Origin of the sequence: Dorea longicatena (genome assembly GCF_024168045.1) — a bacterium.
In the GTDB taxonomy this organism is placed as follows: Bacteria; Bacillota; Clostridia; order Lachnospirales; family Lachnospiraceae; genus Dorea_A.
The window spans coordinates 1126519-1142089 of sequence record NZ_CP100126.1 but is presented as its reverse complement, the minus strand read 5'-3'; the positions used below and the strand labels follow the sequence as shown (position 1 = coordinate 1142089).

Here is a 15571-nt window from a genome sequence, read left to right as displayed (position 1 = left end):
CTTTTAGCCTGTTGCCCTTTCTATATCAATGATTCCGGAAAGCTGCTGCAATTTCTTCACGATACGCTCCAGTTCTTCACGGCCGTGAACGATGAATCCCATCTCAATTGTTGCTGTTCCTTTCTTGCTGGTACGGACATTCATAGATTTGACATCCACATTTTCTTCTGTGAAAATTCTGGAAATCTCCATCAGAAGCCCCTGCTGGTCATTGGCATACATCTTGATCTCGGCAAGATACTGACCTCCTGATTTTTCTGTCACTTCCGTCTCCCACTCTGCCGGAATCAGTCTTGCGCGTTCCGCTTCGGACAGATGTATCATATTGATACAGTCTGTACGGTGAATGGACAGACCTCTTCCACGGGTAACGAATCCGATAATCTCATCTCCCGGTACCGGATTACAGCATCTGGAAAAACGGACCGCCATATCATCAATTCCCTTGACTACAATACCGCTCTTGGACTTGGCAATATGCACCTTATTTTTTGCAGCCTCAGCCACTCTCTCCAGAACAACTTCATCCGTAATTGCCTGTCTGTGATCTTTTCCATACTCTTCTGCAAGCCGGTTTACTACCTGTCCTTCTTTTAATCCTCCGTGACCGATTGCCGCCAGCACAGATTCCCAGTCTTTGAATCCATATTTTTTCTGCACGATCTCCTGGTACTTCGGCTGAATAATATTTGTAAGATTGATACTCTTTGCCTTGCAGTATGTAGCAATCATATCCTTTCCACGGATGATATTACTTTCTTTGAATTCTTTTTTAAACCACTGGTTGATCTTGTTCTTTGCCTGTGTACTTTTTACAATATTCAGCCAGTCCCTGCTTGGCCCCTTGGAATTCTGTGAAGTCAGGATCTCAATTCGATCCCCGTTCTGAATTTTATAATCGATATTGACCAGTTTTCCGTTCACTCTAGCCCCAACCATCTTATTTCCAACTGCACTATGGATCGCATAAGCAAAGTCAATCGGCGTCGAACCATTCGGCAGGTTCTTGACATCTCCCTGCGGTGTAAAGCAATACACATCTTCTGCAAACAGATCAAGGTCACCTTTGATCAGATTCAGGAATTCCCGGTTATCCGACATGTCTCTCTGCCATTCCAGGATCTGGCGCAGCCAGCTTAACTTCTCTTCTTCCTGTGCTTCAACACTCTTCTTACCGTCATTCGACTCTTTATATTTCCAATGCGCCGCAATACCATATTCAGCTGTCTTATGCATCTCTTCTGTACGGATCTGGATCTCGAACGGCTGTCCGACCGAACTCATCAGCGTTGTATGCAGTGACTGGTACATATTCGGTTTTGGCATTGCAATATAATCTTTAAATCGTCCCGGGATCGGCGTATACATCTCATGAATCACACCGAGTGCCGCATAGCAGTCCTTTACAGATTCTACGATAATACGGACTGCGAACAGATCATAGATCTGATCTACTGTCTTATCCTGATTGACCATCTTTTTATAAATGCTGAAGAAATGTTTGACACGCCCGTTGACTTCTGCTTTGATGCCCGCATTCTTCATATGTGTCAACACTTCATCTACAATCTGCTCTACAAATTCTTCCCGCTCAGTCTTTCTGGCATTGATCTGATTCACCAGATCATAGAACACTTCCGGCTGTGAATACTTAAGTGCCAGATCATCCAGTTCTGTCTTGATCTTGGAAATTCCAAGACGCTGTGCGATCGGTGCGTAAATGTCCATCGTCTCTTTTGCTTTTTCTTTCTGTTTCGCCGGTGTCATAAACTGCAGTGTACGCATATTATGCAGACGGTCTGCAAGTTTGATGATGATGACTCGGATGTCCTTTGCCATTGCCAGGAACATCTTTCTTAAATTTTCTGCCTGTACCTCCAGTTTATCCGAAGAATAAGAAAGTCTTCCCAGCTTGGTAACTCCATCTACCAAAAGTGCTACTTCTGCTCCGAATTCCTTTCGGATATCTTCTTCCGTAAACTTTGTATCTTCAACCACATCGTGCAGCATTCCTGCAGCGATCGTCTCTTTATCCATCTCAAGATCTGCCAGAATGATCGCTACCCATAACGGATGGATGATATATGGCTCTCCGGATTTTCTGCGCTGATCTCCATGTGCTTCAACTGCCAGCTTATAAGCTTTCTCAATCAGGGAAACATCTGTGGACGGATGATACTTTCGGATACGGGCAATCAACATGCCATACAACCGGTCCGGATCTTCATAATCTTCCTGCGATTTCACCGCATGTCCGTCTACGACAGCGAGTCCTTTTGTATGGTCTTCCGTCAGGGCTTCCGGTGCAATCCGGTTGTCCAGTGATTCATATGTTGTCTTGTCTGACATATCAACGCCTCCTTCCCTTGATGCTTCTATTACTTACCCGGATATGTGATCACGGCATCCACATCATATCCTTCTAATCGCTCTCTTCCCTTTAATCCCGCAAGTTCCATAAGAAATACTGTCTTTACTACTTTCCCGCCAAGTCCTTCGATTAGTTTTACCATTGCCTCATTGGTTCCGCCTGTTGCGATCAGATCGTCAATGATAACCACTCTTTGTCCCGGTTTGATCGCATCTTTATGCATCTCGATCGTAGCAGTACCATATTCCAGTTCATATTCAACAGAAACAGTCTCGCAAGGGAGCTTTCCTTTTTTTCTGATCGGGATAAATGGCTTATGCAGGTTATATGCAATCGGAACTCCAAAAATAAATCCTCTGGATTCCGGTCCTACAACCACATCAAACTCTACGTCTTTTAATTTTTCCTGCATCAGATCTATTGCCAGATGTAACCCCTCCGCATCCTGAAGAATGCTTGTTACATCTCTGAATATAATTCCCGGTTCCGGAAAATCCGGAATGCTTCTTACATACTCTTCTATCGCTTTCATGATACTCTCTCCATTTCTGTCTAAAATACAACTTTAAGTATAGCATTACTTTTTCTAATTTTCAATCTATGGTTTAACGGTAATGCGTCACCACAATCTGTGGTGTCTTTTTCCCCATATATTCATTAATATCCGGATAATATGTCATCGAGATCCGGATCTGTCTGCCACGACCTTTTAAGAGTGCCTCCACTTCTGTCTTTCCATACTGTTCTTCCAGTTTGCCCAGGAAATCATCTGCATGATGGAACAGCATTGCTTCAATCCTGCATCCATTCACATCCTGCACCTGTAATTTCAGTACATTTCTATTCTTCCCAAGAATTCTTGCACCAAGTAATGTGACATCGCGTGCTGCAAATACCGGTTTTGTATTTCCTTTTCCAAATGGTTCCAGAAGTTCCAGTTCTTTCACCAATCCTTCCGTCACACATCCGAACGGCATCTCCATATCGATAGTTACTTTTTCTTTCATCTCTTCTTCGGTCAGCGTACAGTTTTTATTCAACATCTCGCGAAATTTCCCGACATTCTCTTTCGGAAGTGACAATCCGGCTGCCAGCCGGTGTCCGCCAAACTTCGTCAGCAATTCTTTGCATTTATTCAGTTCTTCATACATGTGGTATCCGTCGATCGACCTGCCGGATCCTTTCACTCCTTCTTCTGCATCCGTCAGTACAAACACCGGTTTATAATAGTTCTCTCTTATCCTTCCGGCGACGATACCTGCCAGACTTTCATGACAATCCGGAAGATAAACGACCAACACCTTGTCCTTGGAAATGGTTGTTGTCTCCACCTGCTCTTCTGCCTGTTTTACAGCCTCTTCCGTCATATCCTTCCTGCTGTCATTCAACGCTTTCAAGTCTCCTGCAAGGATATCTGCCTCCTTCTGCGTTCCTGCTCTCAGTAATTCCAGCGCACGTTTTGCTGTATCCAACCTTCCGCTGGCATTGATACATGGCCCGAGTACAAAACCGATATGATAGGAATTCAGGCTGTTCTTGTCAATCCCTGTACACTCGATCAAAGCTTTCAATCCCGGATTCTTTGTGCGTCTCAGCATCTGAAGACCTTCTTTGACAAAAATACGGTTCTCATCTTCCAGATCCATCACGTCTCCGATCGTAGCGATCGCAACATTTTCGATCAGATCATCCAGATCCGCCGAATCCTTTCCCATACTCTCCCACAATGCCTCCATCAGCTTGTATGCAACCGCAGCACCGCAGAGTCCTTTAAATGGATAGAGACAATCCGGCTGCTTAGGATCCATAACCGCATCTGCCGGCGGAATTCTGTATCGTTTTTCTCCATCCTGTTCATCAAACGTGACCTCATGGTGATCTGTTACGATCACTGTCATCCCCATTTCTTTTCCATACGCGATTTCATCTGCTGCCGCGATCCCATTATCACAGGTAATGAGCGTATCTACACCGGCTTCATAAGCTCTTTCGACCAGATGCCTGTTCAGTCCATATCCGTCACTGATACGGTCTGGTATATCACTGTCCACATCCGCACCGAGACGTTCCAGTCCTTCCAGCAGAATGTAAGTTGCATTCACTCCGTCTATATCATAATCTCCGATCACCCGGATTTTCTTATCTTCCAGGATCTTCTCTTTCAGAATATCGATTGCTTTATCCATATCTTTCATCAGCATTCCATCATACAGATCACTGATTGTTCCATTCAGATAGCGGTCAACCGCTTCTTCCCCGATCACATCCCTGTTCCGGATCAGACATGCCAGCCGCGGGCTGATCTGGTATTTTTTCCCTATTGCCTCAAAATCTGCGCCTTTCCGCAGCAGAACCCATCGTTCCATTGTTGTCGCTCCTTTGTCTCTTCAGTCTAAGTACAATTACTTTTTAATTTTAAAAAAGCAGTTATACCCTGTCAACAGGCACAACTGCTTTTCAAATCATTTTCTGATTTATTTTTTCTTTTTGTTTGTTGCTTTTTTAGAGGCTTTTGTTTTCATAACATACCACAGGGCTCCTGTGATACATACGGAAGAATATCCTCCGCAGATGATACCTGCCATAAGCGGTGCTGCAAATTCACGAATAGAACTTACACCCATAATAAACAGAACAAATACCATGATAAATGTCGTCAACGATGTATAAATACTTCTTGTCAACGTCTGTGTTATACACTTATTTACCACTTCAGCCAGATCATCGTTTCTCTTCATCAGTGGAAGTTCCTCACGGATTCTGTCAAAGATTACAATCGTTGCATTGATGGAATAACCGACAATCGTCAGCATACATGCAATAAATGTTGTTCCCACTGAGATTCTGGATGCCGCATAGAATGCAAGTACCACCAGAACGTCATGTAACAGTGCCGCAACCGCACTTGTAGCAAAACGTACATCTTTGAAACGGAACCAGATGTAAAGCAGCATAAAGATTGTTGCCACGATCACGGCAATTACTGCATCACGACGCATCTCACCACTGATCGTAGAACTTATATTTTCAGCTGTGATATCGGATTCTTTCACTCCAAATGTAGTTTTCAGTGCTTTGTTGACCTGCTCACGTTTCGCAAGACTTAATGTCTTTGTTTTAATAATGACCTGTTTGGTTCCGGACACCTTCTGTGTCTGAATGTTGTGGTCTCCGGTAATCTTTTCTACTACAGGAACAATCTCTTCATCGATCTCATCGATAGAATAATCTTTGTCAAATTTCACATTCATAGAAGTTCCGCCCTGGAAATCCAGACTGTATGCCAGTGCTCCATTTCCCTTTGCTGAATTAACTCCCATGATCACAAATCCTGCAAGGATCAGTGCAATGGAAACGCTGAAGAATATCTTCTTCTTTCCGAGGAAATTCACCGGCTTTCTTTCTTTCATCTGATGATAATACAGACTCTCTTTGCGGATTCCGATTCCATAGAATGCATATACGATCATACGTGTGATCACCAGTGCGGTAAACATGGATACCACAATACCGATTGCCAGTGTCTGTGCGAATCCTTTTACTGTTCCGGAACCTTTGAACCACAGAACCGCTGCTGCAATCAGGGTTGTTACGTTACCGTCAACGATAGCTGACATTGCTTTCTGGAATCCTGCCTTAAGTGATGACTTCACAGTTTTTCCTTTCATCATCTCTTCACGCACACGGGCAAAGATAATAACGTTCGCATCCACCGCCATACCAATACTTAAAATGATACCTGCAATACCCGGAAGGGTTAAGGTTACATTAAATGCATTCAGGATCACTAGTACAATCTCTGTATAGATCAGCAGTGCAAGACTGGATGCCAGTCCCGGAAGCCTGTATACCAGAATCATAAACAGGAATACCAGGATCAGACCGATCACTCCCGCCTTCAGACTTGTGCTAAGTGCCTGCTCTCCAAGTTGTGCTCCGACTACATTCGAACGTAATTCTTCCAGTTCCAGTTTCAGTCCACCGATACGGATCGTTGATGCCAGATTATCAGCTTCTTCGTATGTAAAGTCTCCGGTAATATAAGCCTGTCCGCCTGTGATCGCAGACTGGACAACCGGACTGGAGATGGTCTCACCGTCATAAATGATCGCAATCTGTTTTCCGATATTGTTCTGTGTTGCTGTAGCAAATTTCTTTGTTCCTGATTTTGTCAGGTTCAGTTCTACGGAGTATTCTTTATTCCCCATATCATCCTGACCACTCTTTGCAGATGCGCTCTTTACATCGGTTCCTGTAAGGACCGTCTCACCATCTGCTGTTTGGAAAGAAAGGGAACCTGGTTTTCCAAGTTCATCCAGAATCTTATTGGCATCTGTAACACCAGGAATCTCGATATTGATTCGGTCGTCTCCCTCCTGGTATACACTTGCTTCTGTACTGTACTGCTCTACTCGCTTTTGCAGCTTATAGATTGTATCACTCATCTCTTCTTTGGTCGGATTCTTATCTTTTACCTGATAAGTGATGCTGACACCACCGGCAAGATCCAGACCAAGTTTGATGTTCTTCATCGCACCGGTCTTAGATTTTCCAATTCCTGTGATAACAGTAAAACCAAGACCGACGATGAGAATTACAGTCAGAAGCAGACTCAGTATGCTTTTTGACTTTTTCATCGTTCTCCTACACATCCTCTCGAATTATTTATTCTTCTGCAAGTGCAGCCTTCATCATGATCGCACACTCTACACGCTTCCTTTGCATCTCACAGCCGATCTCATAGGTATCATGGATCGTACCGTGGAAATTGTAAGAGTTCGCCATACATCCACCACTGCAATAGAATTTTGCAAAACAGTTTCTGCATTTATCTTTCGAATACACATTACAGCTTCTGAAATCGTCCGCGATCTCCGGCTTCACGATTCCATCGTCCACATTCCCCATCAGAAACTCTTCCTGTCCGACGAACTGATGGCATGGATAGAGGTCGCCCCATGGTGTAACAGCCAGATACTCTGTTCCGGAACCACATCCGGATAAACGTTTTGCCACACACGGACCACCGTTTAAATCTATCATAAAATGGAAGAAATTGAAGCCTTTTCCCTCTTTCTCGCGTTCGATCATCATCTTCGCAAGTTTGTCATATTCCTCCATGATCTTAGGAAGATCTTCCTCCCTGATCGCATACGGATCACTTTCATCTCCAACGACCGGCTCGATCGACATCTGTTTGAATCCAAGATCTGCAAAATGCATAATATCATTGGAAAAGTCCAGATTGTTTCTTGTAAATGTTCCACGGATATAATATTTTTCCTGATTTCTGCTTTCTGCAAGCTTCTGGAATTTCGGAACGATCAAATCATAGCTTCCCGTTCCGTTACGGAACGGACGCATCTGGTCATTGATTTCCTTTCTTCCATCCAGACTTAATACAACATTGTCCATCTCTTTATTTACAAATTCCTGGATCTCATCATTTAAAAGGACACCGTTGGTCGTAACGGTAAAACGGAAATGCTTGTTATGGATCTTCTCCTGTTCTCTTCCGTAAGCCACCAGATCTTTTACAACCTGCCAGTTCATCAGAGGTTCCCCTCCGAAGAAGTCAACTTCCAGGTTGCGGCGGTTTCCGGAATTTGCGATCAGGAAATCCAGTGCCTTCTTACCCACTTCAAAACTCATAAGTGCACGTCTTCCGTGGTACTCTCCCTCTTCTGCGAAGCAATATTTACAGGCAAGGTTACAGTCATGTGCAATGTGCAGGCACAATGCTTTTACGACCGTTTTCCTCTTCTTCACCTCTTCAATCATACATTCGTATGTATCTTTTACAAATAACTGTCCGCCTTCTGTCAGCTCGATCACGTCTGACAATGCATCTTCGATATCTGACGCTTCGTATTTATTTCCCAGTGACTGCAGAAGCTGATCTTTTACACCTGTTTCTTTTAATGTTCCGGCAGTTGGTTCTGTCTCTGATCCGTTCAATTTTGCGATCACATCATAACAGACATCATCTACCACATGTACAGAGCCGCTGTACACATCCATAACGATATTGTATCCATTATTACGGTACTGATGAATCATATCTGGTACCCCTTTCTTGTTTTTCATATTCTATATCGGAAAATTCCTGTTATTTCTCTGATTGTCTGAAATCTCATGCTGTCAGATAATTCCATGAACAGCAAGAAACAGCGACCCTAAAGACCGCTGTCCCGAGTATCCATATGATTTTAAATTATTTGTTCTGTTCGCAAGTCTGATTTCCTACTGTGCAGGATGTCTTACATGCTGACTGGCATGATGTCTGACATTCGCCACATCCACTTTTTTTCAGGTTGCTGTTCATAGGTTTATTCAATGATTTTACATGTTTCATGTTCATGTCCCTCCTTACTATTGCTTAACTTATATTATTATAACATTTCAACATAGGTTTCGCAATCCTTTTCTTAGGATATCATTCCGCCGGCCATGCCGCCTCCCGCACACAACGCAAACGTCACCAATATCTCTGTACTGCTTCCATGAAATGTGCGGTAGATTCCGACTGTGACAAGCAAAAGTAACGCAAAATACAATATTCCCAGAACAATTCCCCACAGGAACCGCCTGACTTTTGCAAGTTTTCCCACCACAAGTCCGCCGGTAAATGTCGAGATCAGATAGACTGCCGTCACTCCTGCCGTCACCGCGCCTTCATTTAATTCGAATTTATAAAGAGCCAGCGCCAGTATTATCAGAAGAATACCTGTCACTACATATGCCGCAAGAAGAGCTTTCACCATCCACATGATCCATACTTCATTTTGTTCTTTTTTTCTCATCTGCTCCCTCCTCATCTATCACAGATTATGAAGGGAGACTCTCATTTATGCTTCTGTTCTGTCCATAATTGTTCTATTGTTCCATCTGTTTTCCCAGAACCTTCGCTGTATATTCCGCAAGGCAGATTTCTCTTTCTTCAAACAGGTCTTTCTGATCCATGTTCAGCAGGAGTACCGCCCCGATCACATCCCCCGCACACAGGATCGGACTGATCACCTCCTGACTGTAAGGTTCTGTTTTGCTCACCACCGGCACATATCTTTTTTCTCCTGCTTTTGCATTCTGCGTCTTTCTTTCCTTCAGAAACTCTCCGAGTTCCCTTGTTATATCTTCATCCTGCAGCTCTTTCTTCCCGTTTCCTGCCGCTGCGACCACCTGATCCATATCACAGATTCCTGCCAGACATCCCAGCATCTGCGACAGACTTTCTGCATACTGTTTGGCGAATGCCGATAATTCTCCGATCGGAGAATATTTCTTCAGAATAATCTCTCCTTCCTTGTCCGTGAATATCTCCAGTGGGTCGCCTTCCCTGATCCTCAGTGTTCTTCTGATTTCTTTTGGAACGACTACACGTCCCAGATCATCGATTCTTCTTACGATTCCTGTTGCTTTCATAGCATTTATCTTCCTCCTGTTTTTTTCTGTTTTTTCCATATTTTCTAACATATGGTTAGTATGCTGAGAAAAAGATGGAATTATTCATTCTGATATTAGACTGGATATTTTTTCAATAGTTTTGTATAATAGTTGGAAGAAAATATTAGGAGGAATGAATCATGAGTAAAATTGATGAAGTACGTGCTGATATGGTCAAAGCCATGAAAGCAAAAGACAAAGACACAAAGGAAACTTTATCCATGCTGCTTGCAGCTCTTAAGAATAAAGCAATCGACAAACGTGCGGATCTGACACCGGAAGAAGAGACACAGGTTATCTTAAAAGAGATCAAGCAGACAAAAGAGACACTCGATATGACTCCTGCAGACCGTACAGAGATCATCGAAGAATGCAATAAGCGTCTTGCAGTTCTGGAACAGTATGCTCCTAAGATGATGGATGAAGCAGAGATCAAAGAAGTTGTTGCTTCTGTTCTTGCAGAAATGGGACTGGATGCTCCTACTGCAAAGGATAAAGGAAAGATCATGAAGAACCTGATGCCTAAAGTAAAAGGCAAGGCAGACGGAAAGCTCGTTAACGAGATCGTATCTGCTTTTATGAATTAAGACAGTACCATTATTAATGGGCGGCACCCGGTTGGATGCTGCCCATTCTTCTTATCTCTATTCGTCTTAGTTACCCGAAGCACTGTCTGTACTTGTTCCGGTTGTACTTGTATCTTTGGCTTTTACGCTCAATTTCGTGAAATCAATCTTATTCCATGTTCCTTTGTGAACAGTGATTTTTTCCTCTTTCTTCCATTTCTTTAATACTTTTTTATAGTATTTATCCTGTTTCTCCGTGAGCAGGGACTGTTTCTTGGTCTCTGTGGCTGCTTCATCATTGAGGCTTGTAACTTTTGCCACATAGCATGCGGTATCGCTTTCAACCACACCCGTAAGCTCACCTTCTCCCAATTTGTCTGCTGCTTTTACAACTTCTTTAGACGGACTTACAGAATCCGAATCAAACGTTGCATCTTTTGCTTCGGTTCCCTGTTCGGTTGCATAGGATGCAAAATCTTCCGCCGTCTTTGCTCCCTCTGCAAATGCCGCAGCTTTTTCCTTTACCTGCTTCTTCTCATCATCGGATACAGTCGTATCTGATGAATCGGACGAATCTGATGATGTAGTATAATCAAACTCCACATACTGCATATGCTTCTGTACTGCTTCTTCATCTGTTACATTCACATTTGCTTCCGCTACGATTGCCGAACGCATCTTCTGCTCGATCACCATCAATGTCATGACACGTTTTACATTCTCTTCGGAACCAGATACCTTGTCTTTTTTCTTCTGGGAGTTGGCCTTGTCAAATTCTTCAGCCGCATCATCGATTGCTTTTTTATCTGCTTTTGTAATCTTTACGTCATAATCCTTCATATGCTTTTCCAGAAGTGCCATATTCTTCAGATCATCCAGCAAAGTTTCTTTGATCGATTCTTCATAGGTCTTGCCATCTGACGCATTTTTCGTCCACATATCATCTCCGCCGAAATAACTCGCAAAGTATGTTTCGTACTGAGCCTGTGTATATCTTGCATAGAAATTTGCAACACCTGCCGTGATCTCTTCATCTCCTGCTTTTACGACCACCGCATCATCCTTCAGCGATCCACATCCGGTAAGTGATGCTGCCATAATCCCTGCCAGCGCTAATATTAATGCTCTTTTTTTCATTTATCCTAACCTGCCTTTATTTGCTTAATGGGTCAATTATACCGCTTTTTTCTCCGCCTATCAATCCTTTCAACCCATTTAACACATTTTTCGTAATTTCCAGTGCATCTGTCTGCTTCTCTTTCAGATTTCTTCTCTTCTTCTCATAGATAAAACACGGCTGGGTTCCATCTGCTTTGAATGTCAGTTCCCCACGGAAATCTTCGATCAGCTTCGGAATCCGTTCCGGATGTACCTTCGCTTTTTCATACATGATAAATGTGTAAACCTCTCCCTTTTGTTCGACAGCCGTTACATACAACTGATGTGCCTGTGCTTTCAATGCGGCAACTTCCAAAAGTTTCTCCACCTTCTTCGGAATATCTCCAAACCGGTCTGTCAGTTCTTCTGCCATATCTTCCATTTCTTCCCGGCTCTCAATTGCAGCGATTCGTTTATAGACATCCAGTTTCTGGTATTCATTCGGAATATAAGATGCCGGAATAAATGCATCCACATTCAGATCCATCGTAGTTGTGAAGGTCTCCTCTTCTTCCATCTCACCTTTCAGATGCTTCACCGCTTCGTTCAACATCTTACAGTAAAGGTCATATCCGACCGCCTCCATATGACCATGCTGCTCCGCACCCAAAAGATTTCCCGCTCCACGGATTTCCAGGTCACGCATCGCAATCTTGAATCCTGAGCCAAGGTCCGTGAATTCACGGATAGCAGCCAGCCTCTTTTCTGCCACTTCTCTTAACATCTTATCTCTCCGGTAGAGAAGGAATGCATATGCCATGCGGTTGGAACGTCCGACACGTCCGCGCAGCTGGTAAAGCTGTGAAAGTCCAAGCCGGTCTGCATCATGAATGATCATCGTATTTGCATTTGAGATATCCAGTCCGGTCTCTATGATCGTTGTGGATACCAACACATCGATCTCTCCGTTGATAAAGTCGTACATGATCCTCTCCAGTTCATGCTCCCGCATCTGTCCGTGCGCATAGGCAACCGACAGATCCGGCACCAGCTTCTGCACATGTCCTGCTACCTCATCGATATCTTCCACACGGTTATAGACATAGTATACCTGCCCCTGTCTTGCGCATTCCCGTTCGATTGCTTCACGTACCATCTCGTCATTATATTCCATAACATATGTCTGGATCGGCATACGGTCATTCGGTGCTTCCTCCAATACACTCATATCGCGAATACCGATCAGGCTCATATGAAGTGTTCTCGGGATTGGAGTCGCTGTAAGTGTCAATACATCTACATTTTCCTTCAATTTCTTGATTTTTTCTTTGTGCTGAACACCGAACCGCTGTTCTTCATCGATGATCAGGAGCCCCAGATCTTTGAATTTCAAGTCTTCACTCAGTACCCGATGTGTTCCGATAATGATATCTACCAGTCCCTTTTTCGCATCCTCGACCGTCTTTTTCTGCTGTGCCGGTGTACGGAATCTGCACATCAGGTCAATCCGCACCGGGAACTCTTTCATACGCTGTACGAATGTCCGGTAATGCTGCTGTGCAAGAATCGTTGTCGGAACCAGATAGACTACCTGCTTACTCTCCTGTACAGCTTTGAATGCCGCACGGATTGCAACCTCCGTCTTACCAAATCCAACATCCCCACAGATCAGACGATCCATGATCTTATGACTTTCCATATCTTTTTTTACAGCCTCGATCGCCATCATCTGATCTTCCGTCTCTTCAAACGGAAACATCTCTTCAAATTCTCTCTGCCATACTGTATCTTCTCCGTAGACATAACCATCCTGCTCCTGTCTTGCCGCATACAGCTTCACCAGATCTCTTGCAATCTCTTTTACGGCACCGCGCACCCTGGTCTTGGTCCGATTCCACTCCTGGGTTCCCAGCTTATTCAGCTTTGGTTTCTTTGCATCGGCACTGGCATATTTCTGTATCAGATCCAGATGTGTTGCCGGGATATAGAGATTCCCGCCCTGTGCATACGAGATTTTCATATAATCTTTTGAAATCTTGTCTACAACGATCTTTTCAATTCCCTGATAGACGCCTACACCATGATTCTCATGAACAACATAATCTCCCGGCTTCAGTTCCGAAAAGCTCTGGATCTTGCGTCCTTCATAAGTCTTTCTCTTTTTCTTCTTTTTTCTTTTTCCGAAAATGTCCGACTCTGCGATCACAGTGAATTTAAGCATTGGATATTCATACCCTTCCGCAATGTATCCATATGCCGTCATAATTTCTCCTGGCTTTACTTCGCGCTCCAATTCTTCACCGTAATAACTGCTTAGATTATAATCTCTTAAATCTTCCGCCAGCCTCTTTGCACGGGTTCTCGATCCTGACAACAGGACTACCCTGTATCCGTTTCTTTTCAGTCTCTTAAGATCCTGTGTCAGCATCTCAAAACTGTTATTGTACGGATTCACACTCTTAGCCTGGATTTCATAAGATTCTCTTACTTCCAATCCCCTGCACTTCATCTCTAACGCAAAAAAGCCGATACTGCTGTAAGTATTGATCTTCTTCAGGATATCTGCAACCGGAAATATCTTTGCCTCTTCCTCTTCCAGTTCATACCCGTTCTCCAGACGCTTTTTCTGCGCTTCCAAAAACTCTTCTTCAATATTCTGTCCGCGCTCCACAAGACGCACCGGTTCATCCAGAAAAAGAATGGTATCTTCTTTCGAAAAATAATCCAGGAACGATACTCCCTTCTCTTCTCCCTGCGGAAATTCCACCGCCGGATAGATGGTAATTTCTGTCATATTCTCAATGGACCGCTGACTCTCCACGTCAAAAGTCCGGATAGAATCCACCTCATCTCCCCAAAATTCAATCCTTACCGGAAACTCCTCCGTCAGTGGATAGATATCCAGTATTCCTCCCCGCACTGCAAACTGCCCCGGGCCTTCTACCTGTACTTCCCTGTCATACCCTACATCAGAAAGTCTCTCTGCCATCTCGTCCAGTTTAAGGACACTGTCGTTTTGTATCTTCAGTACTTTTTCTTCAATACTCTCTTTTGGTGCGAGGTGATCCATGAACCCATCCAGACTTGTCACAATCGTCACAGGTGTTCCGGAAAGCACTGCCTGGATTCCTTCCATTCTCTGCTTCACCAGCTCTTTACTACGGATATCTGCTTTATAGAACAGAAAATCCTTTGCCGGATACAGATAAGTATTGTTGTCCAGGAATCGGTATTCTTCATATATCTGTTTTGCTTTTGTCTCACTGGAACAGGCGATGACCTTGTATTTACAGCCATCGCCAATTGCATACATCATATGAGATTTCTGGGAATTCACACATCCGCATACACGGATCATTCCTGCATCTTTTTTCTTATTTTTACAGAGTTCTTCAAACTCTGCAAGTTCTTTTAACGGTCCGATTAAGCCCTGCATCTTTTTATGCCTCCTTAGGCTTTACTTTCCTGTTATACTGGTTCATGGCAGCCTCGATCTCTCCATTTAAGATCATTCCCACCGCATGGTCTGCGCGGTCATATCCCTCTTCCATCAATTCACGATCTTCTTTCGAAAAATGTCCCAGTACATAATCCGCCAGGTCGTATTTCTTTGGCTTCTCCCCAACGCCGATCTTGATTCTCGGAAACACATCGGTTCCAAGGTTGGCAATAATATTTTTTATTCCATTATGCCCTCCGGCGCTTCCTTTCTTACGGATTCTCAACTGCCCTACATCCAGACTGATATCATCATAGATCACAAGAAGTTCGTGTTCTTCATCAATCTTATAATAATTGACCAGTTCTCTTAAGCTTTCCCCGCTCAGATTCATATACGTCTGCGGTTTTACCAGAAGCACCTTCTGTCCCCCGATCATTCCTTTGCCGATCAGTGCTCTTCCTTTTCTTCCGTCTACAGAAATATTATATCTGTCTGCCAACATATCTATGACATCAAACCCTACATTGTGTCTGGTTCCTTCATACTGAAGTGTAGGATTTCCAAGTCCTGCAATAATAAACATAATTTTTCACCTTCCATTTCTTTTATCATTCTACAAGAACCTTTTCCATTTGTCACGGAAAAATTAAA

12 protein-coding genes are annotated in these 15571 nt (G+C 43.6%); 1 reads left to right on the top strand and 11 read right to left on the bottom strand.

The features are described 5' to 3' along the window. Positions 1 to 3 precede the first annotated feature (3 nt). The 8 genes from NKF87_RS05475 to NKF87_RS05440 all read right to left on the bottom strand — a co-directional run bounded on the left by NKF87_RS05475 (position 4) and on the right by NKF87_RS05440 (position 9793). A complete protein-coding gene (locus NKF87_RS05475) occupies positions 4 to 2349 on the bottom strand; it encodes a RelA/SpoT family protein (protein ID WP_117598011.1) in 2346 nt (781 codons plus the stop codon). 29 nt (positions 2350 to 2378) lie between these two features. Then, positions 2379 to 2903 (bottom strand): adenine phosphoribosyltransferase, encoded by a 525-nt coding sequence (locus NKF87_RS05470; RefSeq protein WP_055280971.1) that lies wholly within the window; start codon positions 2901 to 2903, stop codon positions 2379 to 2381. A gap of 73 nt (positions 2904 to 2976) precedes the next feature. Further along, on the bottom strand, positions 2977 to 4737 hold the full coding sequence (recJ, locus tag NKF87_RS05465; RefSeq protein WP_117598010.1) for a single-stranded-DNA-specific exonuclease RecJ: 1761 nt from the start codon (positions 4735 to 4737) through the stop codon (positions 2977 to 2979). A gap of 108 nt (positions 4738 to 4845) precedes the next feature. Then, the gene (gene secD, locus NKF87_RS05460; RefSeq protein WP_117598009.1) at positions 4846 to 7008 is read right to left on the bottom strand and encodes a protein translocase subunit SecD; all 2163 of its coding nucleotides are present in this window, start codon (positions 7006 to 7008) and stop codon (positions 4846 to 4848) included. Between the two features lie 28 nt (positions 7009 to 7036). Then, entirely contained in the window at positions 7037 to 8431 is a 1395-nt protein-coding gene (scfB, locus tag NKF87_RS05455; RefSeq protein WP_117598036.1) for a thioether cross-link-forming SCIFF peptide maturase, read from the bottom strand. Positions 8432 to 8585: 154 nt separating this feature from the next. Next, positions 8586 to 8726, bottom strand: a complete 141-nt coding sequence (scfA, locus tag NKF87_RS05450) for a six-cysteine ranthipeptide SCIFF (RefSeq protein ID WP_044924571.1) — start codon at positions 8724 to 8726, stop codon at positions 8586 to 8588. 73 nt (positions 8727 to 8799) lie between these two features. Further along, complete coding sequence (locus tag NKF87_RS05445) at positions 8800 to 9174, bottom strand: TIGR04086 family membrane protein (RefSeq protein ID WP_028086694.1); 375 nt, start codon at positions 9172 to 9174, stop codon at positions 8800 to 8802. 73 nt (positions 9175 to 9247) lie between these two features. After that, a complete protein-coding gene (locus NKF87_RS05440) occupies positions 9248 to 9793 on the bottom strand; it encodes a stage V sporulation T C-terminal domain-containing protein (RefSeq protein ID WP_055280965.1) in 546 nt (181 codons plus the stop codon). A gap of 161 nt (positions 9794 to 9954) precedes the next feature. Between NKF87_RS05440 and NKF87_RS05435 the strand changes: the two genes are divergently transcribed. Next, positions 9955 to 10401 (top strand): GatB/YqeY domain-containing protein, encoded by a 447-nt coding sequence (locus tag NKF87_RS05435; protein WP_028086696.1) that lies wholly within the window; start codon positions 9955 to 9957, stop codon positions 10399 to 10401. A 66-nt stretch (positions 10402 to 10467) separates the two neighbouring features. Here the strand turns inward: NKF87_RS05435 and NKF87_RS05430 are convergent, their stop codons facing one another. Genes NKF87_RS05430 through pth form a run of 3 tightly spaced genes read right to left on the bottom strand, consistent with a single transcriptional unit; the run spans position 10468 to position 15503 of the window. Then, positions 10468 to 11517, bottom strand: a complete 1050-nt coding sequence (locus tag NKF87_RS05430) for a peptidylprolyl isomerase (RefSeq protein ID WP_117598008.1) — start codon at positions 11515 to 11517, stop codon at positions 10468 to 10470. A 16-nt stretch (positions 11518 to 11533) separates the two neighbouring features. After that, on the bottom strand, positions 11534 to 14914 hold the full coding sequence (gene mfd, locus NKF87_RS05425) for a transcription-repair coupling factor (RefSeq protein WP_253584121.1): 3381 nt from the start codon (positions 14912 to 14914) through the stop codon (positions 11534 to 11536). 4 nt (positions 14915 to 14918) lie between these two features. Further along, positions 14919 to 15503, bottom strand: coding sequence for an aminoacyl-tRNA hydrolase (gene pth, locus NKF87_RS05420; protein ID WP_028086699.1), 585 nt, complete (start codon positions 15501 to 15503; stop codon positions 14919 to 14921). Positions 15504 to 15571: the final 68 nt, after the last annotated feature.